This is a genomic window from Microbacterium sp. B19(2022), from assembly GCF_012030385.1.
In the GTDB taxonomy this organism is placed as follows: domain Bacteria; phylum Actinomycetota; class Actinomycetes; order Actinomycetales; family Microbacteriaceae; genus Microbacterium; species Microbacterium oxydans_B.
The window spans coordinates 189833-215914 of sequence record NZ_JAAUVO010000006.1 but is presented as its reverse complement, the minus strand read 5'-3'; the positions used below and the strand labels follow the sequence as shown (position 1 = coordinate 215914).

General features: G+C 68.0%; 23 protein-coding genes. 22 read left to right on the top strand and 1 reads right to left on the bottom strand.

Annotation, left to right across the window (positions count from 1 at the left end; genetic code table 11):
* Nucleotides 1–15 precede the first annotated feature (15 nt).
* The 8 genes from alaS to aroQ are packed head-to-tail and all read left to right on the top strand — an operon-like array spanning nt 16 to nt 8776.
* A complete protein-coding gene (gene alaS, locus HCX50_RS07665; protein ID WP_167633555.1) occupies nt 16–2676 on the top strand; it encodes an alanine--tRNA ligase in 2661 nt (886 codons plus the stop codon).
* Nucleotides 2673–3146: a Holliday junction resolvase RuvX gene (gene ruvX / locus HCX50_RS07660; protein WP_167633553.1), complete on the top strand. Its 474-nt coding sequence runs from the start codon at nt 2673–2675 to the stop codon at nt 3144–3146. The genes alaS and ruvX overlap by 4 nt, the downstream gene beginning before the upstream one ends.
* Nucleotides 3147–3148: 2 nt before the next feature.
* On the top strand, nt 3149–4648 hold the full coding sequence (gene mltG, locus HCX50_RS07655) for an endolytic transglycosylase MltG (protein ID WP_167633551.1): 1500 nt from the start codon (nt 3149–3151) through the stop codon (nt 4646–4648).
* Nucleotides 4649–4652: 4 nt separating this feature from the next.
* A complete protein-coding gene (locus HCX50_RS07650) occupies nt 4653–5465 on the top strand; it encodes a shikimate dehydrogenase (RefSeq protein ID WP_167633549.1) in 813 nt (270 codons plus the stop codon).
* Between the two features lie 60 nt (nt 5466–5525).
* Entirely contained in the window at nt 5526–6755 is a 1230-nt protein-coding gene (gene aroC, locus HCX50_RS07645; protein ID WP_167633547.1) for a chorismate synthase, read from the top strand.
* Nucleotides 6739–7260 carry a shikimate kinase gene (locus HCX50_RS07640; protein WP_029263341.1) on the top strand — a complete coding sequence of 174 codons (522 nt, stop codon included), beginning with the start codon at nt 6739–6741 and terminating at the stop codon, nt 7258–7260. The genes aroC and HCX50_RS07640 overlap by 17 nt, the downstream gene beginning before the upstream one ends.
* Complete coding sequence (aroB, locus tag HCX50_RS07635; RefSeq protein WP_167633545.1) at nt 7257–8345, top strand: 3-dehydroquinate synthase; 1089 nt, start codon at nt 7257–7259, stop codon at nt 8343–8345. The genes HCX50_RS07640 and aroB overlap by 4 nt, the downstream gene beginning before the upstream one ends.
* Complete coding sequence (gene aroQ, locus HCX50_RS07630) at nt 8342–8776, top strand: type II 3-dehydroquinate dehydratase (protein WP_167633544.1); 435 nt, start codon at nt 8342–8344, stop codon at nt 8774–8776. The genes aroB and aroQ overlap by 4 nt, the downstream gene beginning before the upstream one ends.
* Before the next feature lie 13 nt (nt 8777–8789).
* On the opposite strand, the gene HCX50_RS07625 is transcribed toward aroQ, so the two are convergent.
* Entirely contained in the window at nt 8790–9101 is a 312-nt protein-coding gene (locus HCX50_RS07625) for a hypothetical protein (RefSeq protein ID WP_167633542.1), read from the bottom strand.
* Between the two features lie 266 nt (nt 9102–9367).
* On the opposite strand from HCX50_RS07625, the gene efp reads away from it, so the two are divergent.
* The 14 genes from efp to gmk all read left to right on the top strand — a co-directional run bounded on the left by efp (nt 9368) and on the right by gmk (nt 26038).
* Nucleotides 9368–9928, top strand: coding sequence for an elongation factor P (efp, locus tag HCX50_RS07620; protein WP_091036454.1), 561 nt, complete (start codon nt 9368–9370; stop codon nt 9926–9928).
* A 3-nt stretch (nt 9929–9931) separates the two neighbouring features.
* Entirely contained in the window at nt 9932–10342 is a 411-nt protein-coding gene (gene nusB, locus HCX50_RS07615; RefSeq protein WP_091036452.1) for a transcription antitermination factor NusB, read from the top strand.
* A gap of 46 nt (nt 10343–10388) precedes the next feature.
* Nucleotides 10389–13346 (top strand): DEAD/DEAH box helicase, encoded by a 2958-nt coding sequence (locus tag HCX50_RS07610; RefSeq protein WP_167633540.1) that lies wholly within the window; start codon nt 10389–10391, stop codon nt 13344–13346.
* A 182-nt stretch (nt 13347–13528) separates the two neighbouring features.
* On the top strand, nt 13529–14386 hold the full coding sequence (locus tag HCX50_RS07605) for a hypothetical protein (RefSeq protein ID WP_167633538.1): 858 nt from the start codon (nt 13529–13531) through the stop codon (nt 14384–14386).
* On the top strand, nt 14383–14718 hold the full coding sequence (locus tag HCX50_RS07600; RefSeq protein WP_167633536.1) for a hypothetical protein: 336 nt from the start codon (nt 14383–14385) through the stop codon (nt 14716–14718). The genes HCX50_RS07605 and HCX50_RS07600 overlap by 4 nt, the downstream gene beginning before the upstream one ends.
* Before the next feature lie 147 nt (nt 14719–14865).
* Nucleotides 14866–16443: a Rieske 2Fe-2S domain-containing protein gene (locus HCX50_RS07595; protein WP_091036446.1), complete on the top strand. Its 1578-nt coding sequence runs from the start codon at nt 14866–14868 to the stop codon at nt 16441–16443.
* An 84-nt stretch (nt 16444–16527) separates the two neighbouring features.
* Entirely contained in the window at nt 16528–17058 is a 531-nt protein-coding gene (gene pyrR / locus HCX50_RS07590; protein ID WP_029263350.1) for a bifunctional pyr operon transcriptional regulator/uracil phosphoribosyltransferase PyrR, read from the top strand.
* On the top strand, nt 17055–18020 hold the full coding sequence (locus tag HCX50_RS07585; protein ID WP_091036443.1) for an aspartate carbamoyltransferase catalytic subunit: 966 nt from the start codon (nt 17055–17057) through the stop codon (nt 18018–18020). The genes pyrR and HCX50_RS07585 overlap by 4 nt, the downstream gene beginning before the upstream one ends.
* Nucleotides 18017–19321 carry a dihydroorotase gene (locus HCX50_RS07580; protein ID WP_091036441.1) on the top strand — a complete coding sequence of 435 codons (1305 nt, stop codon included), beginning with the start codon at nt 18017–18019 and terminating at the stop codon, nt 19319–19321. The genes HCX50_RS07585 and HCX50_RS07580 overlap by 4 nt, the downstream gene beginning before the upstream one ends.
* The gene (locus HCX50_RS07575; protein ID WP_091036439.1) at nt 19318–19830 is read left to right on the top strand and encodes a PH-like domain-containing protein; all 513 of its coding nucleotides are present in this window, start codon (nt 19318–19320) and stop codon (nt 19828–19830) included. The genes HCX50_RS07580 and HCX50_RS07575 overlap by 4 nt, the downstream gene beginning before the upstream one ends.
* Nucleotides 19827–21005: a glutamine-hydrolyzing carbamoyl-phosphate synthase small subunit gene (gene carA, locus HCX50_RS07570; protein WP_091036437.1), complete on the top strand. Its 1179-nt coding sequence runs from the start codon at nt 19827–19829 to the stop codon at nt 21003–21005. The genes HCX50_RS07575 and carA overlap by 4 nt, the downstream gene beginning before the upstream one ends.
* Nucleotides 21005–24292 (top strand): carbamoyl-phosphate synthase large subunit, encoded by a 3288-nt coding sequence (gene carB, locus HCX50_RS07565; protein WP_091036433.1) that lies wholly within the window; start codon nt 21005–21007, stop codon nt 24290–24292. Before carA ends, carB begins: the two co-directional genes overlap by 1 nt.
* Entirely contained in the window at nt 24289–25134 is an 846-nt protein-coding gene (gene pyrF / locus HCX50_RS07560) for an orotidine-5'-phosphate decarboxylase (protein ID WP_167633534.1), read from the top strand. Before carB ends, pyrF begins: the two co-directional genes overlap by 4 nt.
* A complete protein-coding gene (gmk, locus tag HCX50_RS07555) occupies nt 25127–26038 on the top strand; it encodes a guanylate kinase (protein ID WP_167633532.1) in 912 nt (303 codons plus the stop codon). The genes pyrF and gmk overlap by 8 nt, the downstream gene beginning before the upstream one ends.
* The last annotated feature ends 44 nt before the right edge of the window (nt 26039–26082 follow it).

Sequence of the window (26082 nt, the reverse complement as noted above, 5' to 3'; positions counted from 1 at the left end):
GACACCCGGCACTCTATGAAAACTGCGGAGATCGCGCAGCGTTACCTCGACTTCTTCGAGAAGAACGACCACCTCATCGTCCCTTCGGCCTCGCTGGTCAGCGACGACCCTTCGCTGCTGTTCACGGTCGCCGGGATGGTGCCGATGATCCCGTATCTCACGGGTGTCGTCCCCGCCCCGCATCCTCGCATCGCCGATGTGCAGAAGTGCATCCGCACCAACGACATCGAAGAGGTCGGTCGCACCGCGCGTCACGGCACGTTCTTCCAGATGCTGGGCAACTGGTCGTTCGGCGACTACTTCAAAGAAGGCGCGATCCGCTACGCCTGGGAGCTGCTGACGAGCTCCGAGTCCGACGGCGGTCTCGGTTTCGACGAGAAGGACCTCTGGGTCACCGTCTACGAGACCGACGACGAGGCCGAGGCCATCTGGCGCGACATCATCGGATTGAAGCCCGAGCGCATCCAGCGACTGGGGCGTGCGGACAACTACTGGAACACCGGCCAGCCCGGTCCCGGCGGCCCCGACTCCGAGATCTTCTTCGATCGCGGTCCGGCATACGGCAAAGACGGCGGCCCGGCCGTCGACGACACGAGGTTCCTGGAGATCTGGAACCTCGTGTTCATGCAGGACTTCATCGAGAACATCCGTGGCAAGACCGAGTTCGACATCGTCGGCGAGCTGCCGATGAAGAACATCGACACCGGCATGGGACTCGAGCGCGTCGCCTTCCTCAAGCAGGGCGTCGAGAACATGTACGAGTCGGACCAGGTGCGTCCGGTGCTGGACCGCGCCATCGAACTCTCCGGACGCCGCTACGGCGTGCAGCACGAGGATGACGTGCGCTTCCGCGTCGTCGCCGACCACGTGCGTTCCTCGCTCATGCTGCTCTCCGACGGGGTTCGTCCGTCCAACGAGGGCCGCGGGTACATCCTCCGCCGCCTGATGCGCCGCACGGTTCGCTCCATGCGCCTCCTGGGCGTCGATGAGCCGGTGTTCCCGGAACTGTTCGCCGCATCGCGCGACGTGATGAAGACGACCTACCCGGAGCTCGAGAAGGACTGGTCAGTGCTCTCGGCCTCGGCCTTCGCCGAGGAGGAGACCTTCCGTCGCACGCTCGTCGCCGGTTCGACGATCCTCGACCTCGCTCTGGACGAGACCAAGAAGGGCGGAGGCAAGACCCTCAGTGGTCCCGAGGCCTTCCTGCTGCACGACACCTACGGCTTCCCGATCGATCTCACCCTCGAGGTTGCCGAAGAGGCCGGGCTCGAGGTCGACCGCACCGCATTCGACACGCTCATGCAGGAGCAGCGCCAGCGCGCCAAGGCTGACGCTCGCAATCGCAAGCGCCAGCTCGCCGACGTCTCGGTGTACCGCGACCTGCGCGCCCTGGGCGAGACCGGCTTCGACGGATACACAGCGCTCGAAGTCGAATCGCGTGTGATCGGGCTCCTCGTCGACGGGGTCCCGGTGCGCAGCGCCGCCGAGGGACAGATCGCCGAGGTCGTGCTCAGCGAGACCACCCTGTATGCGGAATCGGGCGGACAGGTCGCCGACAAGGGCACGATCGTCGGACCGGGCTACGAGCTCGAGGTCCTCGACGTGCAGAAGCCCGTTCCCGGTCTCATCAGCCACACCGTCGAGGTCGCCCGCGGAAGCGTCGCGGTCGATGACATCGCGACGACCGTCGTCGATGCCGCCAATCGCCGCGCGGCACGCCAGGCGCACTCCGCGACTCACCTCGTGCACGCCGCCCTCCGCGACACGCTCGGACCGACCGCGACGCAGGCGGGTTCGTTGAACCGTGCCGGCTACATGCGATTCGACTTCTCCTGGTCGCAGGCGCTCTCCGCCGACACCCGCAGCGAGATCGAGGAGATCACCAACCGCGCGGTGCAGGACGCCCTCGAGGTGACAACCCGCATCGTCTCCCTCGACGAGGCGAAGGAAGCCGGCGCCATGGCGCTGTTCGGCGAGAAGTACGGCGACGTCGTGCGCATGGTCGACATCGGCGGCCCCTGGTCGCGTGAGCTGTGCGCAGGCACGCACGTGGGCACGAGCGCCGAGATCGGTCTGGTCAGCCTCGTCGGAGAATCGTCCGTCGGTGCATCCAACCGTCGTATCGAGGCCCTCGTCGGCGCCGACGCCTTCCGCGAGCTTGCGGCGGAACGGGCGATCGTCTCGCAGCTCACCAGCTCGCTGAAGACGCCCCGCGAGCAGCTGCCCGAGCGCATCGCCGATCTCACGGCGAGCCTGAAGGCCGCCGAGAAGCGCATCGCGCAGTTCGAGTCCAAAGAGCGCGCGGGGCAGATCCCGGCGATCGTCGAGGCCGCGAAGCGCGTCGGCGCCTTCCGACTGGCAGCACTCAACCTCGGCGACGTGGCATCTGCCGATGATGTGCGCGACCTCGTCAATGGCGTGCGCGATCGGCTCGGCTCCGATGCCGCGGTCGTCGCTCTGGGGGCGGTCGTCAACGGTCGCCCGGTCGTGGTCGTGGCGACGAACGATGCTGCTCGATCCGCCGGCGCGAAAGCGGGAGCGCTCGCGAAGCGTGCCGCCGGCGTGCTCGGCGGCGGCGGAGGAGGACGCGACGATGTCGCGCAGGGCGGCGGCGCGGATGCCACGGCACTTCCCGCGGCCCTCGAGGCCATCTCGCAGGAGCTGCACGGCGCGTGAGCGGCTTCCGCCGCGGTGTGCGGCTCGGCATCGACGTGGGTCGGGCGAGGGTCGGCGTCGCCCGCTGCGACCCCGACGGCATGCTCGCCGTGCCGGTCGAGACGGTCCCTCGTGATGAGTCATCGATCGATCGCCTGATACAACTCGCGGGGGAGTACGAGCCCCTGGAGTTCGTCGTCGGACTCCCGGTGAACATGCAGGGTGTCGACACGCCGTCGACCACCGATGCGCGGGAGTTCGCGGCCGCTCTCCAGCAGCGCAGCGGCATCGTCGTGCGACTGGTGGACGAGCGGCTGAGCACCGTGACCGCGCACGCCGCCCTGCGCAGTTCCGGGAGATCTCAGAAGAAGTCTCGTAGCATTGTGGATCAGGTCGCCGCCGTGGTGCTTCTGCAGCAGGCGATCGATATGGAGAAGAGCACCGGAAACCCGGCCGGTGCGGCCATCCCGCCTGACGAGGAGCACGCCTGACGATGTCCGAACGCGACAACGAAACGCCGCGGCATGACGCAGACTCCCGCCTGGGGGAGCTGTTCGAGAACCTTCCGGAGCCGACCACGCAGATTCCGACGGTCGACAACAGTGCGCCCGCTCCGGGGTCGCGTCGTGCGGCTCGTGAAGCCGCCTCGGGCGATGCCGCCGCCCCTTCGAACGGCGCATCGGGTGATCCCCTGCAGCCATCACCTGTCCCGGTCCGTGCTTCCGCCGACGAGGCGGTCGCCGCCAACGGCGAGTCGCCGTCGCCGATCCCGGTGCGCGACTCCGCCGATGCCGCCGACACGCCGACGCGAGCCGTTCCCGTGGTCGCATCGCCGGCGGCAGCCGCAGCGCCGGAGTCCGTGATCGGCGGGGGGCTCGACGATCTCTTCGCCCCGCATGACGATCACGTCGACGCCAAGCCGAAGAAGAAGCGTCGCAAGGGATGTCTGATCGCGCTGATCATCGTCCTCGCGATCGTCGGTGGACTCGCGGGAGCCGGTGTCTGGGTGGCGAACACCTACGGCGACCGCATCAGCGAGGCCATGGGCTGGGGCGCGCCGAAGGACTGGGAAGCGGGGCAGGCGACCGGCGAAGCCCTGGTCACGATCAAGGAAGGCGACACCGGCGGGCCGGTCTCGATCGCTCTCCACGAAGCGGGTGTCACGAAGACCGAGGATGTGTTCTACGACTATCTCGTCGACGAGGGCATCAACCCGACGTTCTACCCGGGTGTCTACCGCCTGCAGCAGAAGATGACGGCCGAGGCCGCTCTCGCCGCTCTCGAGGACGAGGCCAACAAGCTCGAGAACACGGTGTCGGTCGGGGAGGGCGCGACGATCGTCTCGTCGCTGCCGGCGATGGCCGAGACGCTCGGGCTTCCGCTCGCCGACTTCGAGGCCGCGGTAAAGGACCCGTCGGAGTACGGAGTCGACGCGCGGAGCCTTGAAGGCTGGCTGTTCCCGGCCGTGTACACCTTCGATCCTGAGGTCACCCCGACGCAGGTCATCCAGCGGATGGTCGACCGCACCCGCCAGGCGCTCGATGAGGCAGGAGTGCCGCCCGAAGACGCGCAGCGCGTGCTGACGATCGCCTCGATCATCCAGCGTGAAGGCCGACTGGACGACTTCGCGAAGGTGTCGCGAGTCATCCAGAACCGCCTGGACATCGACATGCTGCTGCAGATGGACTCGACCGCCCAGTACGGCTACGGATCGCTGCACGAGGGCGTCGTCTCGAGCTCCAAGGAAGCGCTCGAGAGCGACAACGAGTGGAACACCTATAAGCGCCAGGGGCTCCCCGCGACCCCGATCTCGAGCGCGAGCGACGCTGCCATCGATGCCGCCATGCATCCGGTGGACGGTCCCTGGCTGTACTTCGTCACGATCAATCTGGACACCGGAGAGACACAGTTCTCCGAGACCATGTCCGAGCACGAACAGGGGATCGAGAAGTGGCGCGCGTGGTGCCGGGACAACCCCGACGCGGGCTGCTGAGACGGTGACAGGTACCCGTCTGGCGGTCTGGGGCGACCCGATCGCGCACTCCAAGTCGCCGGACCTGCATGCCGCGGCGTACCGGGTGCTGGGCGTGGACTGGCAGTACGGACGCCGTCAGGTCACGGCACCCGCGTTCGCGGACGCCCTCGCGGAACTCGACGACTCCTGGCGTGGTCTCTCGCTGACCATGCCCTTGAAGGAGGAGGCGTTCCGCGCCGCGGCGACGAAGGATGCCCACGCTGAACTCACCGGTGCTGTCAACACCCTGCTGCTCGGGGACGCGCCCGCGGGGTTCAACACCGATGTCGGCGGGATCGTCGACGCGCTGGCCGAGGCCGGCGTGACCGAGGCGGGAACGGTCCGCATCCTCGGGGCCGGTGCCACGGCCGCCTCTGCCCTCGTAGCTGCGATGGAGCTGGGTGCGACCCGCGTGTTCGTGCACGCCCGACGACCCGAGCGGGCGGCCGGACTGGTGGCGCTCGGAGCGCACATCGGTGTCCTGGTGGAGACGCAGCCGCTCGATGTGAAGCCCTCGCGCGCCGATCTCACCATCGCGACTCTGCCCAGTGGGACCGCGCTTCCTGCCGACACCTCGACGGCATTGGCCGAGAGCGGGGGAGCGCTGTTCGATGCCGCCTACGCGCCGTGGCCTTCGGCTCTCGCGGCGGGTTGGGGCGACGGGGCCGTGATCTCCGGACTCGGCATGCTGCTGCACCAGGCCGTTCGTCAGATCCGCGTCTTCCATCACGGGGATCCCCGCACAGAGCTGCCGGATGAGGACTCGGTCGTCGCCGCGATGCGCGCCGCGCTCTGACCCGACGCGCAGGACGAAACGCGGCGCAGCGGGGGTCCGAACCCGTGGGAGACTGGAGCAATGCTCCGCGTGCTCACGGCCGGCGAATCCCACGGCCCAGAACTCATCGCCGTCATGGAGGGTCTGCCCTCCGGCGTCCCTGTCTCCTCCGAAGCCATCCAGGCCGATCTCGCCCGCCGCAAGCTGGGCTACGGCCGTGGCTCGCGAATGAAGTTCGAGCAGGATGAGCTGACCCTCTCGGGCGGCGTCCGTCACGGAAAGAGCCTGGGTAGCCCGATCGCCCTGCGCATCGGTAACACCGAGTGGCCGAAGTGGATCGAGGTCATGAACCCCGAGCCCGTCGAGCTCACCGACAAGTCCCGCGGGCGCAGCGCTCCGCTCACGCGCCCGCGCCCGGGTCATGCCGACCTGGTGGGCATGCAGAAGTACGACTTCGACGAGGCGCGTCCGATCCTCGAGCGTGCGAGTGCTCGCGAGACGGCCGCACGCGTCGCGCTCGGTGCCATCGCCCGTTCGTTCCTCGGCGAGCTCGGCATCCGTCTGGTCAGCCACACGCTCTCGATCGGTCCGGTGCAGGTTCCTCCGGGATCTGCTCTTCCGACTCCGGACGACGTGGATGCCCTGGACGCCGATCCGCTGCGTTGCTTCGACCCCGCGACCTCGGCGCTGATGGTCGCCGAAGTCGACGATGCGAAGAAGGACGGCGACACGCTCGGCGGCATCGTGGAGGTGCTGGCGTACGGCCTCCCGCCCGGGCTCGGCTCGCACGTGCACTGGGACCGGCGCCTGGACGCCCGTCTCGCCCAGGCACTGATGAGCATCCAGGCGATCAAGGGCGTCGAGGTGGGCGATGGATTCGAGACCACGCGCCGTCGTGGCTCGGCGGCGCACGACGAGCTGTTCGCGACCGCTGACGGCATCACGCGCGGCTCTGACCGCGCCGGCGGCACCGAGGGCGGTATGTCCACGGGAACCGTCCTGCGCGTGCGTGCCGGCATGAAGCCGATCGCCACGGTGCCGCACGCGCTGCGCACCATCGACATCGCGACCGGCGACGACGCGACCGCCCACCACCAGCGCTCCGACGTGTGCGCGGTTCCCGCTGCGGGTGTGGTCGCCGAGGCCATGGTCGCGGTCGAGTTGGCGAACGCCGTACTCGAGAAGTTCGGCGGCGACAGCATCCGTGAGACGCGGCGCAACCTCGACGGGTACCTCGACGGCATCCCCGCGGAGCTGCGCACGACACCCGCGTCCGAGGCGGCGCTCATCACGCATGACGAGCGAGGCTGACCCGCTGACGCTGGTGCTGGTCGGCCCGATGGCCGCCGGCAAGACCAGCGTCGGTCGACGCGTCGCGCGTCGTCTGGGAGTCGCCTTCGTCGACACCGACAAGCGCATCGTCGCGACGCACGGCCCGATCCCTGCCATCTTCGCCGAGCACGGAGAGGCGCACTTCCGCGACCTCGAGCGGGCAGCGGTGGCGGAGGCGCTCTCCGAGGGCGGCGTGATCTCCCTCGGAGGCGGCGCGGTGACGCAGGCCGACACGCGCGATCTGCTCAAGGATCAACCGGTCGTCTTCCTGACGGTGAGCGTCGATGCGGTGGCCGATCGGCTGCGCGGCAGCAATCGCCCCCTGCTGGCGGGCGAGGAGGATCCGGTCGAGCGCTGGAAGAAGATCTTCGAGGAACGCCGGAGGTGGTACGCCGAGGTCGCCTCGACGACCTTCGACACCTCACGTCGTCCGATGCAGAGGATCGCGGACGACATCGTGACATGGAGGAGAGAGCAGCGATGAGCACGACGACCATCAGTGTCACCGGGAACGATGCCTACGACATCACGATCGGGCGGGGGATCCTCGAGCAGGTCTCCGCTGCCCTCGCGCCGGGTGTGCGCAAGATCCTGGTCGTGCACCCGCCGACGCTCGCGGCGCGCGCGGCCGAGCTGCGGGACCGTCTGCTCGCCGACACGGCCGAAGGGCCGCGCGAAGTTCTGCTCGCCGAGATCCCGGACGCGGAGCAGGGCAAGCGCATCGAGGTCGCCGCATTCTGCTGGCAGGTCATGGGGCAGGCCGACTTCACCCGCAGCGACGCCGTCGTCGGCTACGGCGGCGGTGCAGTGACCGATCTCGCAGGTTTCGTCGCGGCGACCTGGCTGCGCGGTGTGCAGCTGGTCCAGGTGCCCACCACCGTTCTCGGGCTGGTCGACGCCGCGGTCGGCGGAAAGACCGGCGTGAACACCGCCGAGGGCAAGAACCTCGTCGGCGCCTTCTGGGCCCCCAGCGCCGTGATCGGTGACCTCGACGAGCTCGCCAGCCTGAGCCCGAACGAGGCGACCGCAGGGTTCGCCGAGGTGGTCAAGGCCGGGTTCATCTGGGCACCGGAGATCCTCGACATCATCGAGTCCGATCCCGTTCGCGCGGTGGACACGACGACGGACGAGTTCCGTCGTGCGATCGAACTGGCGATCGCCATGAAGGCCGAGGTGGTCTCCGACGACTTCCGCGAAGCGGGGCTCCGCGAGATCCTCAACTACGGACACACCCTCGGGCACGCGATCGAGCACGCCGAGCGGTATCGCTGGCGGCATGGCGCGGCGGTCTCGGTGGGGATGCTGTACGCCGCGGAACTCTCACGCCTTGCCGGCCGGCTCTCGGATACCGCGGCCGAGCGCCACCGCACCATCCTGGAGTCGCTGGGTCTTCCCACCTCTTACCGGGCGGGCGCGTGGCCGCAGCTGCTCGCCACGATGCAGCGCGACAAGAAGAGTCGCGGCGGGATGCTGCGGTTCATCCTGCTCGACGACATCGCCAAGCCCACTGTGCTGCAGGCCCCAGACGAGTCGCTGATGTTCGCCGCCTACCAGGAGGTGGGTGCGTGACCCGCCGCATCCTCCTGGTCAACGGCCCGAACCTGAACCTGCTGGGCACGCGCGAACCCGATGTCTACGGCACCGCCACGCTCGCCGACGTGGAGCGGATCACTGCTGCTGCCGCCGCCGAGTTCGATTTCGAGGTGCGCGCGGTGCAGAGCAACCACGAAGGCGTCCTGATAGACGCCATCCACGCCGCGCGCGAGGACTGCACGGGCATCGTCATCAACCCCGGCGGCCTCACGCACACGTCCGTGGTGCTCCGGGACGCGCTGACCGGTGTCGCGCTGCCGTTCGCCGAGGTGCACATCTCCGATGTGTACGCCCGCGAAGAGTTCCGCCACCACTCTTACCTGCATGACGTCGCAGTGGTGCGCGTCATCGGCCGCGGCGTCGACGGCTACGCTGACGCCGTGCGCGAACTGGTCACGCACCTCTGATCGAAGCGAGTCCTCAGCGCGTCAGCGGGCTCCACACGATCATCACGCAGATCACCATGCCGATGAGGGCTATCAGCGCCATCCCGAGGAAGCAGCCTGCCAACGCGCGCAGCCGGGGTGGCCCTTCGCGCACCGTCCAACGGATCACCAGCATCGCGAGCAGAAGACCGACCACGAGCGTCGCGGTCACGAGGGCCACGGATTCCGCGGGGCCGCCGTCCACCGCGATGGCCACCAGGGGCACGAGACTCATGACGGCGAACAGCGCGGCGACGACGAGCCAGATGGCTCCGGAGGACGACCGCAGCGCGGGCTGACTGGTCACCAGGGTCGGATCGAGTCCTCCATCAGGACGTCCGCTCCGCCTGCGCGCTGCTCTTCCGGACATGAGCGTCCCTCTCTTCCGCCTCCAGGGTGAGCGCGGAAAACCCCCGACGTCAACGGGGTGTGCCAGGCGGTGCTGCGGGCCTATGTTCTCGTGTGACGGGTCTCTTCGCGGCATGAGCCGTGCGGGGGTCCGGGCGCGCATCCCTTAGACTCGACTGTCGGCCTCGTCCGAACCCGCAGACACACGAACGGAACTCGCAGCGCATGGCATCTACCGCAGACATCAAGAACGGCGTCGTCCTCAGCATCGACGGGCAGCTCTGGAGCGTCATCGAGTTCCAGCACGTCAAGCCCGGCAAGGGTGGTGCGTTCGTGCGCACCAAGCTGAAGAACGTCGTGTCCGGCAAGGTCGTCGACCGCACGTACAACGCGGGCGCGAAGATCGAGATCGAGAACGTCGACCGCCGCGATTACACGTACCTGTACACCGATGGTGACGGCTACGTGTTCATGGACCAGACCGACTTCGACCAGATCACGGTCGGTGCGGCCACGGTGGGCGACGCGAAGAACTTCCTGCTCGAGAACCAGGCCGTGACCATTGCGCTGAACCACGGCAACCCGCTCTACATCGACCTTCCGGCATCCGTGATCCTCGAGATCACCTACACCGAGCCGGGTCTGCAGGGCGACCGCTCGTCGGCCGGCACCAAGCCCGCGACCCTCGAGACCGGCTACGAGATCCAGGTGCCGCTGTTCGTCGAGGCCGGCACCAAGGTCAAGGTCGACACCCGCACGGGTGACTACCTCGGCCGCGAGAAGTAAGGCGTGAGCGCCCGGACGAAGGCGCGCAAGCGCGCTCTCGACATCCTGTTCTCCGCCGATGTGCGCGGGGATGACATCGCCGTGACACTGGCAGCCGAGGCGAAGCGTGCGGCCAGCGAGCCTGCACGTGAAGCCTCCTGGCTCTATGCCCGTGAGGTCGTCGACGGCATCATCGACCAGCGCGACGAGATCGACGAGCAGATCACGACGCACAGTCGTGACTGGAAGCTCGAGCGGATGCCCGCGGTCGACCGCGCGCTGCTCCGCATCGCCGTGTGGGAGATCCTCTACAACGACGAGGTGCCGACGGCTGTCGCGATCGACGAGGCCGTGGAGCTCGCGAAGGAATTCTCGACCGACGACTCCGGCGCGTTCGTGCACGGCGTGCTCGCGCGGGTGGCCCGCTCCGCCTGACCGTCCGGCACGAGACACTGTCGGTGGTGTCGGAGAGGATGGGGGCATGTCCCTCGCGTCCGACCCGTCCCGCTCGGAGGGCTCGGCATCCGCGGACTGGCGGTCGATTCTCGGCGCTCCGCGCGACGACGCCGAAACTCCACTCGCACTCGGTGTGGAACTGCGACTGCGCGACGGCCGAGGCGCGAACCCGTGGGCGTCCCGTCCCCAGCGCACGGCGACCGCACGCGATGTGGCGAAGCGCACCGGCGAGATCCTGCTCGGAATCCGACCGCTCGAGAAGAGTGCGTCCACCGGCGCCTGGGTACAGGGGACCGCATCGTGGGACGCGGTTCGCCGCTCGCCCACGCAGTACGGGCGCGACCGGTCGCGGTGGTTCGCCGATCTGCTCAGCATCGCGCGCGACACGCTCCTCTCCGGCACTGCGGGCGACTGGCTGGTGGCCGACCTGATCGAGTCCGGTCTGCTCTGGGGGCATCTGCGTGCGGGGGCTGACGTCGGCATCCCGCTGGTCGCCACCCAGAAGAGCACAACTGTCGTGCTCGCGGAGCGCGCATCGATCGGTGCGACCGTCGCACGCGAGGGCGGTGGCCTCGTCGTGCGCCCGGACATCACCATCGACGGCCGCGAGGTCGAACCGCTCGCCGTGCATCCGATCGGGCACAGTGGTCTGTACGAGGTCGCGCAGCGCGGCACGAAGCTCCGCGTGACGCTGGCTGAGGTGGCGATCAGCCGACCCGTCCACGCGCTGTTGGGTGCCGGCGAAGGCCTCGAGGTGCCGGCCCGCGACGAGGCGGCGTTCTTCCGCGATGCCTATCCGCTGCTGGCTCGCCGTATCGACGTGCGGCCGGTCGGTCGGGTCGAGCTGCCTCCTCTTCCCGCGCCCCGTGCCGTGCTGGAACTGTCCTTCCAGCGGGGCGACACCGTCAAGTATTCGTTCGAGTGGGACTACCGCGGGTTCGGACTCGTGCCTTTCACGCCGAGTTCCGATGCGGTGCGAGACGCCGTCGCCGAGAATGCCCTGAGGGATGCGCTGCAGGCCGTGTGGACGGAACGACTGGGGGAGGAGCTCGCGCCCACCGGGACTTTCCACGACATCGCGGCCGCCGAGTTCGTCACCCGAGTGGTGCCGGCGCTCGAGGCCGAGGGCGTCACCGTCACCGTCACCGGCCGCAGCAAGAGCTATCACGAGCTCACGGGCGAGCCCGAGATCACGGTGACCACGCTCGAGAGCACTGATCCCGACTGGTTCGATCTCGGTGTCCTGGTGAAGATCGACGGCCGGACCATCCCGTTCGGACCGCTCTTCACCGCACTAAGCAAGGGGAAGAAGAAGCTCCTCCTCTCCGACGGCGGCTATTTCTCTCTGAATCACCGGGCGCTGGACCGCCTCCGCGAGCTGATCGACGAGGCCGGCGACCTCGAGGAGTGGGAAGCCGGTCCGCGGATCAGCCGACACCAGACTGACCTGTGGGAGGAGTTCGAGGATCTCGCCGACGAGGCTCTTCCCGCCGTGACATGGCGGGCGACGGCCGACGGGCTGCGTCGGGCGAGCTCCGTACCGGCGGTCGCGGTGCCGCAAGGAATCACGGCCGAACTCCGCCCCTATCAGAAGGAGGGTCTGGACTGGCTCGCCTTCCTCTGGGCGCACCGCCTCGGCGGCATCCTCGCCGACGACATGGGCCTCGGCAAGACGCTGCAGCTGCTGGCGCTCATCATGCACGCGCGCGAAGCGGGGGAGCGGCGACCGTTCCTCGTCGTCGTGCCCACGTCTGTCCTCGCGACCTGGCGCGGCGAGGCCGCACGATTCGCGCCGGCGCTGCGCGTGCTGGTCCGGGCGAGCACACAGGGGCCACCGCTGGCATCCTCGCTGGCTGACATCGACCTCGTGATCACGACCTATGCCGTCGCACGGCTCGACGAAGACTCGTACGCCGGTGTCGAGTGGGCCGGACTCATCCTCGACGAAGCCCAGTTCGTGAAGAACCCCGAGACCAAGCTGCACCGCGCGGTCGCGACTTTCCCCGCCGACGTCACCTTCGCGGTCACCGGAACGCCGATGGAGAACAGTCTCAGCGAGCTGTGGGCACTGCTCAAGCTGACGGCTCCGGGCCTCTTCGCCTCTGCCCGGAAGTTCCGCGAGGACTACATCCAGCCGATCGAGCAGGGCAAGGTCCCCGAGAACGAGGAGGGCGGGGCCTATCGGCAGCGCCGGCTCGAACGGCTGCGCCGCCGCATCCGCCCACTCCTGCTGCGCCGCACGAAGGAGCTGGTAGCACCGGAGCTGCCGGCGAAACAGGAGCAGATCCTCGAGGTCGAGCTGAGTTCCTCCCACCGGGCGCTCTACGAGGTCGTTCTGCAGCGCGAGCGGCAGAAGGTGCTGGGACTGCTGGAAGACCTCGACCGCAACCGCTTCATCGTGTTCCGCTCTCTGACACTGATGCGCATGCTCAGCCTGGCTCCCGGACTGATCGATCCCGAAGACGCGAAGATCGGATCCCGCAAGCTCGATGTTCTGCTCGAGCGCGTGATCGAGCTGCAGGCGGAGGGGCATCGGGCTCTGGTGTTCAGCCAGTTCACGTCGTTCCTCGACATGGCCGCGGCGCGCCTCGAAGCCGCAGGCATCCCGTATGCGCATCTCGACGGTTCGACGCGGCACCGCCAGAAGGTGGTCGAAGGCTTCACGTCGGGGGAGCAGCCGGTGTTCCTCATCAGCCTGAAGGCCGGCGGATTCGGACTCACCCTCACCGAGGCCGACTACGTGTTCCTGCTCGACCCATGGTGGAACCCGGCCGCCGAGGCGCAGGCCGTGGACCGCACGCACCGCATCGGTCAGGACAACCAGGTGTTCGTCTACCGCATGATCGCCGCGGGCACGATCGAGGAGAAGGTGCTCGAACTCCAGCGTCGGAAGGCGCGTCTGTTCACGGCGGTGCTGGACGACGAGGCACTGTTCGCGCAGTCCCTCTCCGCCGAAGACATCCGCGGGCTGTTCGACGCCTGACCTGTCTCTCGCCGCGAGGTTCGAAGGAGGACGAGCGCGGGCACGTCGTTTGGACAGCTCAAGCCGGACGGGGTGGGTGGGGCGCATCTACGGGAAGTTCGGTGCGCAAGCAGTCGCAACCCGTACACAACTAGCGTGTTACCGGTTAGCGGGGATCAAGTAGAGGAGGCTTGGAGATGCACATGAGAACGAACCGGACAGTAGGAATCATCATCGCGGGAGCGTTGGCTGCAACAATGGTGACGGCCACACCGGCTCTCGCCGAGGAAGGTACGTCCTCATATGGTGAGGAGGATCAGGCAGTCGCAAGCGCTCTCGGCAACCTGGGTGAAGGTTTGCTCCAGCACCCCGTCGGCTCCCAGTCGCCAGCGCAGGACAATGCCAATCCTGTGATGAGCGACGGCTATCTGGACGTGATCATCCCGGCCAATGCCAGAGATGGCGTTTCCATGACCGTAGGGGAGTTCTCGCTCGGGATATCTCTCCCCAATGCAGCAACCTCAGCCCCCGCCAGCACGCTAGAGAACGGCGCCGTCGCGTTTGCCTCTGGCGGTGAGAGCTCCAACGCCGTCGTTCCGACGGAGGGAGGCGTACGGCTCCTCTCGGTCATCGAGAATGAACTGGCGTCCGAGTCTTACGCGTATGGCCTGTCGATTCCCGCAGGGCACAGGCTCGTGGCGACCGACGAAGGCGGGGCGCAGATCATTGACGCGCAAGGTGTGACCAAGGTGGTCTTTGAGCCGGCTTGGGCCCGCGACGCCAATGGCGAGGGAGTACCAACGCATTACATCGTCGAGGGAACGACCTTGACGCAGATCGTCGAGCATCAGGAGCTCAGCGACGTGGCGTACCCCGTCGTTGCCGATCCTCTCCCCCTGGTCGTCATCGTCGTGACGACGATTGCGATGATCGTCGTTGCCGCGGCGGTGCTCGGTGTCGCTACGTGGATCGTTGTCAGCTGGTGGAACACGTGCCGGGCGATGGGGAAGTATCCCGAGCTGTCCACGAAGAATGGCTTCACTGCCAGGTGCGTACGATGACGAGCGCTGAAGGGGCGATCGGAATGCGCGGCTCGGCTTCGTCGATGGTTGGCTATTGCCTGGTCGTTCTCCATTCACTCCTCATCTCGGTCGGGATCGTGCTCGTTGGATGGATGCTATGCGCGGCCGTGGCGTTCGGCGGCGGGACGACGATCGCGATTCCATTTATCGCGACGTTTCGCGGCGCTGCCGGACGGGAATATGCTCCGGCCGTGACGATCACCGGATCCGTAGGCGCCACTGCTCTCCTGATAATCGCATTGGCAGCGCTCATCACCTTGTTGGTCATCGGAGCGGCCCGCCTGCGATACCCCCACGGCTCCAACGCCTGAAGTGTGGCGCGGCGGCCTCGCGCGGCGATGTGTCGGTGAGGCCGCCGCGGGCTCTTCGACGCCTGACCGGAATACTCACGGCGAGGTCGACCGGGCCCACAGGGAGCCCTCGGTACAATCGAACGGTTCACTTTCGGGAGGAATGCAATGCGGATCACGGGACTCGGCCACGCCGGGATGTTCATCGAGACCTTGGGCGGGAACATCATCTGCGACCCGGTCCTCGGGCCTTCTTTCTACGGATCCTGGTTCCCGTTCCCCGACAACCGAGGGCTCGACTGGGAGCGTTTCGGGCGTGAGGCCGACTTCCTCTGGATCTCGCACCGCCACCGCGACCACTTCGACCCGAAGCTGCTCGAGCGCTACATCCGCAAGGACATCGAGGTGCTTCTTCCGGAGTACCCGACCGATGACCTCGAGAAGGACATCCGCGCGCTCGGCTACACGAACATCACCTACGCACCCGCGGGTCGGGTCATCGAGCGCGGTGAGCTCAAGATGATGATCACACCGCTGCGCGCGCCCAGCGACGGTCCGATCGGCGACTCCTCCCTGAGCGTCGACGACGGTACCGGCTCGGTGCTCAACCAGAACGACTCCCACCCGCTCGACCTCGAGAAGCTGCTCGATTTCGGCAAGCCCGACGCGTACTTCACGCAGGTCTCCGGAGCTATCTGGTGGCCCATGGTCTACGACCTGCCGCTGGATGCCAAGCAGAACTTCGCTCGGCTCAAGCGCGAGGCGCAGAACAAGCGCGCCATGTACTACATCGAGAAGGTCGATGCCCCGCACGTCTTCCCGATGGCCGGCCCGCCCATGTTCCTCCGCGACGACCTGTTCGACTTCAACGGGCTCGGCAAGAACGGCGAGTCGATCTTCACGGATCAGAAGCAGTTCCTCGCGCACATGAAGGAGCTCGCGCCGCAGTACGACGGCCAGCTCTTCATCCCCGGCACCGTGGTCACGGTCGACGGGGGAGCGGTCACCAGCGAGCAGACTCTCTACACCGAGGCCGAGATCGCGCACATCTTCGATGAGAAGTGGGACTACCTCGAGGAGCAGCGCGCGAGCCGACAGCAGGAGATCCACGATGAGGAGGCCTCTCGCGCCGAGATCATCCCGCCCGCGGAGATGCTCGAAGCCATCAAGACGTGGTGGGAGCCGCTGCTGAAGAAGTCCCGCACGATCCGGCTCGGCGTCGGTGGCTGCGTGCGCTTCCGCATCGGCGAACTCGACATGGTCGTGGACTTCCCGCGCGCGAAGGTCCGCGAGTACGCGGGCGAGGAGTGCGTGTACTGGTACACCATCCCCGCCGATCTGGTGTCGACCAACATCGTCGACCACGAGATCGACTGGTCGAACTCGATCTTCCTCTCGATGCAGTTCTCCGTCGGCCGCAGCGGCAAGTTCAACGAGTTCCTCACCACGTTCCTCAAGTGCCTCTCGGTCGACCGCATCGAGTACGTCGAGAACTGGTACCAGGAGCAGACCGACCAGACCGAAGACACCGAGATCGGCGATTGGGTCGTTCAGCGTCGCTGCCCGCACCTGCGCGCAGACCTCACCCGCACCGGCACGGTCGACGAAGACGGCATCCTCACGTGCAGCATGCACGACTGGAAGTGGGATCTGAAGACCGGGCGATGCCTTTCCACCGCAGGTCACGCGATCCGTTCGTCGAAGATCGACGACGTCACCGACCCGGTGCTGCAAGAGGCCAGCTGACCCTCGGGAGCCTCATCGCTCCGATACACTGGCATGACAAGCAACCTTTAACACCGTCCTGTGAGGCGGAGAAGGGAGCGGCCGATGAGCATGCGCACTGTGCTGCACGAAGCCGACATCTCACGAGCGCTGACCCGTATCGCGCACGAGATCCTCGAATCCAATCGAGGCGCCGAGAACCTCGTCCTGCTGGGCATCCCGACCCGCGGCGTCACTCTCGCTCACCGCCTCGGCCTGCTGATCAGCGAGATCGCGCAGCAGTCCGTCCCGGTCGGATCGCTCGATGTCACGCTGTTCCGCGATGACCTCGCCAAGCACCCGACCCGTTCTCCGCAGCCGACCGAGATCCCGGTCGGCGGCATCGACGGCAAGACCGTCGTGCTCGTCGACGACGTGCTCTTCTCCGGCCGCAGCATCCGCGCCGCTCTCGACGCGATCCAGTCCATCGGACGCCCCGCGGTCGTGCGCCTCGCGATCCTCGTCGACCGCGGGCACCGTGAGCTTCCGATACGGCCGGACTTCATCGGCAAGAACATCCCCTCCGCCCGCACCGAGCGGGTCAACGTACGCCTCCTCGAGAACGACGGGGCCGAAGAGGTGACGATCGGCGAATGAGACACCTCCTCGACACCCGCACTCTCGACAGGACCACGGCCCTGCGCATCCTCGATGTCGCCGAGGACATGTCCGACACGCAGTCCCGTGAGGTCAAGAAGCTTCCGACCCTGCGCGGCAAGACGGTCGTGAACCTCTTCTTCGAGGACTCGACGCGTACGCGCATCTCGTTCGAAGCCGCCGCCAAGCGACTCTCCGCCGATGTCATCAACTTCGCCGCGAAGGGCTCCAGCGTCTCGAAGGGCGAGAGCCTGAAGGACACCGCGCAGACGCTCGAGGCGATCGGCGCCGACGCGGTCGTGGTCCGTCACCCGGGCTCCGGTGCACCGCAGACCCTCGCGACCAGCGGGTGGATCTCGGCCGGGGTCGTGAACGCCGGCGACGGTACCCATGAGCATCCGACCCAGGCTCTGCTCGACGCCTTCACCATCCGCAAGCGTCGGTTCGGCGCCGACAGCCGCGGCCAGGACCTGAGCGGAATGCGCGTCGTGATCGTGGGCGACGTCCTGCACTCACGGGTCGCCCGCTCGAACGTCTGGCTGCTCACCACGCTCGGTGCCGAAGTCACGCTGGTGGCTCCGCCGACGCTGGTTCCCCAGAACGTCTCGCTCTGGCCGGTCCGCGTCGTGTACGACCTCGATCAGGCGCTGGCGGAGGAGCCGGACGCGGTGATGATGCTGCGCATCCAGCTGGAACGGATGAACGCCGCGTATTTCCCGACTGAGCGGGAGTATTCCCGACGCTGGGGCCTGGACGCGCGGCGTGTGGCGGCTCTTCCGGGCGGTAGCATTGTGATGCACCCCGGACCCATGAACCGGGGACTGGAGATCTCTTCGGAAGCAGCCGATTCCCCCCGTTCGACGGTGCTGGAACAGGTCACGAACGGGGTTTCTGTCCGTATGGCGGTGCTGTACCTGCTGCTGGCAGGAGAACGAGACGACGAACGAGGGGGAGACCTGTGAACGAGACCCTCGTCATCACCGGTGCGCAGCTTCTCGGTGCCGAGAGCGCCGACATCATCATCGAGGACGGCCGGATCGCCGAGATCGGCAGCGGACTGAGCCGGACCGGTGCACGCGTCGTGGACGCAGCGGGACTCGTCGCGCTCCCCGGTCTCGTCGACCTCCACACGCATCTGCGGGAGCCGGGCTACGAAGCCTCCGAGACCATCCTCACCGGCACGAGGGCTGCAGCCGCCGGCGGCTTCACGGCCGTCTTCGCCATGCCCAACACCTCGCCGGTCGCCGACACCGCCGGCGTGGTCGAGCAGGAGCTCGCCCTCGGCGAAGCCGCCGGCTACGCCACCGTGCAGCCCATCGGCGCGGTCACGGTCGGCCAGAAGGGCGAGCGTCTCGCCGAGCTGGGCGCCATGGCGACGTCCCGCGCGCAGGTCCGCGTCTTCAGCGACGACGGCTTCTGCGTGTTCGACCCGCTGATCATGCGCCGCGCGCTCGAGTATGTGAAGTCCTTCGGGGGCGTCATCGCGCAGCACGCGCAGGATCCCCGCCTCACCGAGGGTGCGCAGATGAACGAGGGCACGGTCTCGGCGGAGCTCGGCCTTGCCGGCTGGCCCGCCGTCGCCGAGGAGTCGATCATCGCCCGCGACGTGCTGCTCGCGGAGCACGTCGGCTCGCGCCTGCACGTGTGCCACCTCTCGACCGCAGGGTCGGTGGACATCATCCGCTGGGCCAAGAAACGCGGAATCGATGTCACGGCCGAGGTCACCCCTCATCACCTGCTGCTGACCGACGAGCTCGTGCGCGGATACGACGCGCGGTACAAGGTCAACCCGCCCCTGCGCCGGGAAGAGGATGTGCTCGCCGTGCGCGAGGGGCTCGCCGACGGCACCATCGACATCGTGGCCACCGATCACGCCCCGCACCCGAGCGAGCACAAGGCGTGCGAGTGGCAGGCCGCCGCGAACGGCATGGTGGGCCTCGAGAGCGCACTGCGCGTCGTGCACCAGTCGATGGTGCAGACCGGGCTGCTGGAGTGGTCCGATGTCGCACGGGTGATGAGCGCGACGCCGGCGCGTATCGGCAGCCTCGCCGGTCACGGCACTCCGCTCGAGGTCGGTCAGCCCGCCCAGATCACGCTCTACGACGCCTCCGTCGACGGCGTCTTCACCGAAGCCGATCTGCACGGCCGCAGTGTGAACTCGCCGTACCTCGGCAGGGCTCTTCCCGGACGGGTCGAGTACACGATCCACGGGGGCGTCCTCACCGTCGACGGCGGCAGCGTCGTCGAGGAGCTCGGCGCATGAGCGCTCGGGACCTCGCTGTCGCGATCACGATCGCGGTCGCGCTCCTGGTACTGCTCACCATGCTCTTCGCCTGGCGACGACGAATCCGCCGCGATTCTGTGTTCACGGCCCCGCTGGGGGTTCCGGAGCATGCGGAGGTCTCCCGCCGCGACGAGGTGCTGTACGTGTCGACGACACGGCACGAGCAGCCGCTCGAGCGTCTGGCGGTGTCGCCCCTCGCGTACCGGGCCCGCGGCGAACTCGCCCTCACGGATCGCGGCATCGCCCTCTGCCTCGACGGCGCGCCGACGGTGTTCCTCGCGAACGCCCGGCTCGTCGCCGTCGACCGCGCCACGGTCACGATCGACCGGGTCGTCGAGCCCGGCGGCCTCGTGCGCATCGCCTGGAACATCGACGACGACACGATCGTCGACAGCTACCTGCGGCTCGCCACCGGCGACCCGCGGAATCTCATCTCCGACCTGCAGCGGCTCGTCCCCGCCGCCCCCGACACTGGAGCAACGTCATGACACTCTCGACACCCCCGGGACAGGCCCCTGCGGCTCAGCTCCCCGATCCCGCCGTCCTCGTGCTGGAAGACGGCACCCGCCACACCGGACGCGCGTACGGTGCCCGCGGCCGCACCCTGGGTGAGGTCGTCTTCGCGACCGGCATGTCCGGATACCAGGAGACGATCACCGACCCCTCGTACGCGGGTCAGATCGTCCTGCAGACGGCACCTCACATCGGCAACACCGGCATGAACGACGAAGACGCGGAGTCCCGCCGCATCTGGGTCGCCGGCTACATCGTGCGCGACCCTTCGCGCGTCGTGTCGAACTGGCGCGCGAACGCCTCACTCGACGACGTGCTCGTCGAGGACGGCGTCGTGGGCATCAGCGGCATCGACACGCGTTCGATCACCCGCCACATCCGCTCGGCGGGCTCCATGCGCGGCGGGATCTTCTCCGGTGCTGATGCCGACCTCGACCCGGAAGAGCAGGTGCGTATCGTCCGCGAAGCGCCCGAGATGGCGGGGCGCAACCTCTCCGCCGAGGTCTCGGTCGACGTCGTGACCATCACCACGGCGATGGGGGACCGGATCGGCAACCTCGCCGTGCTCGACCTCGGCGTGAAGCAGGCGACGATCGACAACCTCGCCGCCCGCGGCTTCGAGGTGCACGTGCTCCCGCAGGACGTGACGATCGACGAGATCCGTGCGATCGACCCCGTCGCGGTCTTCTACTCGAACGGCCCCGGCGACCCTGCGGCCTCCGGCGACCACGTCGAGCTGCTCCGCTCGGTGCTCGATGACGGCCTCCCGTTCTTCGGCATCTGCTTCGGCAACCAGCTGCTCGGTCGCGCGCTCGGCCTCGGCACCTACAAGCTGCCCTTCGGCCACCGTGGCATCAACCAGCCGGTGCTCGACAAGCAGACCGGCAAGGTCGAGATCACGGCCCACAACCACGGCTTCGCGGTCGAGGCGCCCCTGGAGGGCTCGTTCGACAGCCCGAACGGCTACGGCAAGGTCGAGGTCAGCCATGTCGGCCTCAACGACAACGTCGTCGAGGGCCTCCGCGCCCTCGACATCCCGGCCTTCTCGGTGCAGTACCACCCCGAGGCGGCGGCCGGCCCGCACGACGCCAACTACCTCTTCGACAGGTTCCGCGACCTGGTCATCGCAAGCCAGAAGGACTCCAAGTAATGCCCAAGCGCGACGACATCAACTCCGTCCTCGTCATCGGCTCCGGCCCGATCGTCATCGGTCAGGCCTGCGAGTTCGACTACTCCGGCACCCAGGCGTGCCGCGTGCTCCGTGAAGAGGGCGTCCGGGTCATCCTGGTCAACTCCAACCCGGCGACCATCATGACCGACCCCGACTTCGCCGACGCGACCTACATCGAGCCGATCACGTGGCAGGTCATCGAGACGATCATCGCGAAGGAGCGCCCCGACGCGATCCTGCCGACCCTCGGCGGCCAGACCGCGCTGAACGCGGCGATCGAGCTGCACAACCACGGCATCCTGGAGAAGTACGACGTCGAGCTCATCGGCGCCAGCTTCGAGGCGATCAACAAGGGCGAGGATCGGCAGATCTTCAAGCAGCTGGTCCTCGACGCCGGTGCCGACGTGGCGGACTCCCGCATCGCCCACACGATGGACGAGGTCCTGGCGGCCGCCGACGAACTCGGCTACCCGCTCGTGGTCCGCCCGAGCTTCACGATGGGCGGCCTGGGTTCCGGCTTCGCTTACGACGAGAACGACCTGCGTCGCATCGCCGGTGCGGGCCTGCGCGACTCGCCCACCACCGAGGTACTCCTGGAGGAGTCGATCCTCGGCTGGAAGGAGTACGAGCTCGAGCTCATGCGCGACACGGCCGACAACACGGTCGTGGTCTGCTCGATCGAGAACGTCGACCCGGTCGGCGTGCACACGGGCGATTCGATCACGGTCGCACCCGCGCTGACGCTCACCGACCGCGAGTACCAGAAGATGCGCGACATCGGCATCGACATCATCCGCGCCGTCGGCGTCGACACCGGTGGCTGCAACATCCAGTTCGCGGTCGACCCGTCGAACGGCCGCATCATCGTCATCGAGATGAACCCGCGCGTCTCGCGCTCGAGCGCCCTCGCCTCGAAGGCGACCGGATTCCCGATCGCGAAGCTCGCTGCCAAGCTCGCACTCGGCTACCGCCTCGACGAGATCCCGAACGACATCACCGGCGTGACGCCGGCGAGCTTCGAGCCCACTCTCGACTACGTCGTGGTCAAGGTGCCGCGCTTCGCGTTCGAGAAGTTCCCGGCCGCCGACGCCACCCTCACCACGACCATGAAGTCGGTCGGCGAGGCGATGGCGATCGGCCGCAACTACGCGACCGCTCTGCAGAAGGCACTCCGCTCGCTGGAGAAGCGCGGATCGAGCTTCCACTGGGGCGCCGAGGAGCGCTCGGTCGAGGAGCTGCTCGAGATCTCGAAGATCCCGACCGACGGCCGGATCGTGACGCTGCAGCAGGCGCTGCGCAAGGGTGCGACCATCGAGCAGGCATTCGACGCGACGGCTATCGACCCGTGGTTCCTCGACCAGATCGTGCTGATCAACGAGGTCGCCGAGATCGTGCGCACGGCTCCCGAGCTCGACGCCGCGACCCTCCGGTATGCCAAGGAGCACGGCTTCTCCGACGCGCAGCTCGCCGAGATCCGCGGCACGAAAGAGGCGGAGGTGCGCGGCGTCCGCCACGGCCTCGGCATCCGCCCGGTCTACAAGACGGTCGACACCTGCGCCGGCGAATTCCCGGCTCTCACGCCCTACCACTACTCGAGCTACGACTTCGAGACCGAGGTGGCCCCATCCGACCGGACCAAGGTCGTCATCATCGGCTCCGGCCCGAACCGCATCGGGCAGGGTGTCGAGTTCGACTACTCGTGCGTGCACGCCTCGTTCGCGCTGTCGGACGCCGGCTTCGAGACCGTGATGGTCAACTGCAACCCGGAGACGGTGTCGACCGACTACGACACCTCCGACCGCCTGTACTTCGAACCGCTGACGCTCGAAGACGTACTGGAGGTGCTCGACGCCGAGGCGGCGAGCGGAACCATCCTCGGAGTCGTGTGCCAGCTCGGCGGCCAGACGCCGCTCGGGCTCGCAAAGGGCATCGAGGCCGCCGGATACACGGTGCTCGGCACCAGCCCCGAGGCGATCGACCTGGCCGAGGAGCGCGAGCTCTTCTCCCGTCTGCTCGATGAGGCCGGCCTCGTGGCGCCGCGCAACGGCACGGCGATCGACGTCGAGGGCGCAGTGCGCATCGCCGAGGAGATCGGCTACCCGGTGCTGGTGCGCCCGAGCTTCGTCCTCGGTGGCCGCGGCATGGAGATCGTCTACGACACCGCATCGCTGCGCGACTACTTCGTGCGCACCGCGGGCGAGGTCATCATCGAGGAGGGCAAGCCGCTCCTGGTCGACCGCTTCCTCGACGACGCGATCGAGCTCGATGTGGACGCGCTCTACGACGGCACCGATCTGTACATCGGCGGCGTCATGGAGCACCTCGAAGAGGCCGGTATCCACTCGGGCGACTCGAGCTGCACGCTGCCGCCGGTCTCGCTCGGCCGTACCGACGTCGACCGGGTGCGCGAGGCCACTCTGGCCATCGCGAAGGGCGTCGGCGTACGCGGACTGCTGAACGTGCAGTTCGCCATCAGCGCCGGCGTGCTCTACGTCATCGAGGCGAACCCCCGCGCCAGCCGCACCGTGCCCTTCGTCTCCAAGGCTCTCGGGATCCCGATGGCGAAGGCCGCGAGCCGCGTGATGACCGGTTCCACGATCGCCGAGCTGCGCGCCGAGGGCATGCTGCCCGAGCAGGACGGATCCCGCGTGCCCCTCGATGCCCCGGTGTCGGTCAAGGAAGCCGTGCTCCCGTTCAAGCGGTTCCGCACGGCCGACGGCAAGACCGTCGACTCCATCCTCGGCCCGGAGATGCGTTCGACGGGCGAGGTCATGGGTATCGATCGCGACTTCCCGACGGCCTTCGCGAAGAGCCAGGCGGCGGCGTACGGCGGCATGCCCACCGCGGGCACCGTGTTCATCTCGGTCGCCGACTCGGACAAGCGCGCCGTGATCCTCCCCGCGCACCGTCTGCAGCAGCTGGGCTTCACGATCGTCGCGACCGAGGGCACCGCCGAGATCCTCTCCCGCAACGGCATCGCCGTGACCGTCGTCGAGAAGTACAGTGCGACGCAGGAATCCGGCGCGAAGAACATCGTCGACCTCATCAACGAGGGAGCGATCGACATCGTCGTGAACACCCCGTCCGGCGGGGCGGCCCGTGCCGACGGGTATGAGATCCGCGCGGCGGCGGTCGCCGCAGACAAGGCCCTGTTCACGACCATGGCCGTGCTCGGCGCGGCCGTGAGTGGAATGGATGCCGCCCACGAGGGCTTCCAGGTCAAGAGCCTCCAGGAGTACGCGCTGGAGCGGAAGGCGGCACTGTGAGCGAACGCTTCGGCGAGCGGGTCCGAGCGGCGCTGCACGCACGCGGACCGCTCTGCGTCGGCATCGACCCCCACGCCGCGCTGCTCGCGGCGTGGGGGCTGAGCGACGACGCACAGGGCGTGCGTGAGTTCGGTCTGCGCACGGTCGAGGCCGCTTCCGGGCGGGTGGGCATCGTGAAACCGCAGGTCTCGTTCTTCGAGCGCTTCGGTTCGCAGGGCATCGCCGCACTCGAAGACGTTCTCGGGGCGGCACGCGCCGCCGGGCTCATCGTGATCGCCGACGCCAAGCGGGGGGACATCGGTTCCACGATGGACGACTACGCGCGTGCGTGGCTGGCTCCGGGTTCGCCCCTGGAAGCCGACGCGCTCACGGTCAACCCGTTCCTCGGCGTCGGAGCTCTCGACGGGGCGTTCGCCCTGGCTGCCGAAAACGGTAAGGGGCTGTTCGTGCTCGCCGCGACCAGCAACCCCGAGGCCGAAGGCCTGCAGCGCTCCACCGACGCGACCGGCGCGACGGTGTCGGCCGCGGTCATCACCGAGGTCTCTGCGCGCAACGCCGCAGAGTCGGCGGCAGGGGAGTGGGGGAGCTTCGGCTTCGTCATCGGCGCGACCGTCGACTGGACCCTGGCCGGGATCGAACCCTTCGCCCCGGCAGCTCCCATCCTCGCTCCCGGCTTCGGCGCCCAGGGTGCCACGCCGGCCGACCTCCCTCACCGCTTCGACCGCATGTCGGACTCGGTGATCGCGAGCGAGAGCCGCAGCATCCTCTCGGCAGGTCCCGCGGATCTGGCCGAAGCGATCACCGCTCGCGCCACCGAGTACCGCGAGGTGGCCGGTGTCTGACGCGCAGCGCACGGTTCCCGAAGTCGACAGGGCTGCCGCGGCGCGCCGTGCCGTCGAACGCCGTCGCGCGCGGGCTTCGGTCAAGCGCGACCTCACGATGCGGGTGGTGACTCCGCAGACCGTGCTGCACCGCGCCACGGAGGATGCCGACTCGGTCGAGGGGTCGATGCGCATCACCGACTTCCTCCTCGCCCTCCCCGCGATCGGTGCCGGCAAGCGCGACCGCGTGCTGGAGGAGCTGCAGATCTCTCCGGTCAAGCGCCTCGGCGGTCTCGGAGCTCGTCAGCGCCGGGTGCTGGAGGAATGGCTCGACACGCGCTTCCCCGTTCCGAGCGCGCGAGGGGCGCGGAGTCGACTGCTCGTGCTCGCCGGACCCACCGCGGTCGGCAAGGGCACCGTGGCCGCGCACATCCGAGAGCAAAATCCGGAGATCCACCTCTCGGTGTCGGCGACCACACGGCCGCCGCGCCCCGGTGAGATCGACGGCGTCCACTACTACTTCGTGGACGACGCCGAGTTCGATCGGCTGATCGCCGACGGGGAACTCCTCGAGCACGCCGTGGTCCACAACAAGTCGCGCTACGGCACGCCACGGGGGCCCATCGACGAGGCTCTGGCTGCCGGCAAGACGGTTCTGCTCGAGATCGACCTGCAGGGCGCTCGTCAGGTGCGCGCCGCAGAACCGGCCGCGACGCTCATCTTCCTGCTGCCTCCGAGCTGGGACGAATTGGTGCATCGACTGGTCGGCCGCGGCACCGAGGATGCCGAGGAACGCGCCCGCCGACTGCGCACCGCCAAGGGTGAACTCGCCGCGCAGAACGAGTTCGATCACCTCATCGTGAACGAGGACGTCGCCACGGCGGCCCGCGAGGTCGTAGAATTGTCTTCAAGCTCTGCGCGCTGAGCGTCTTCGCGCGCCATTTCGCACCGACTTCGCGACGATCCCGT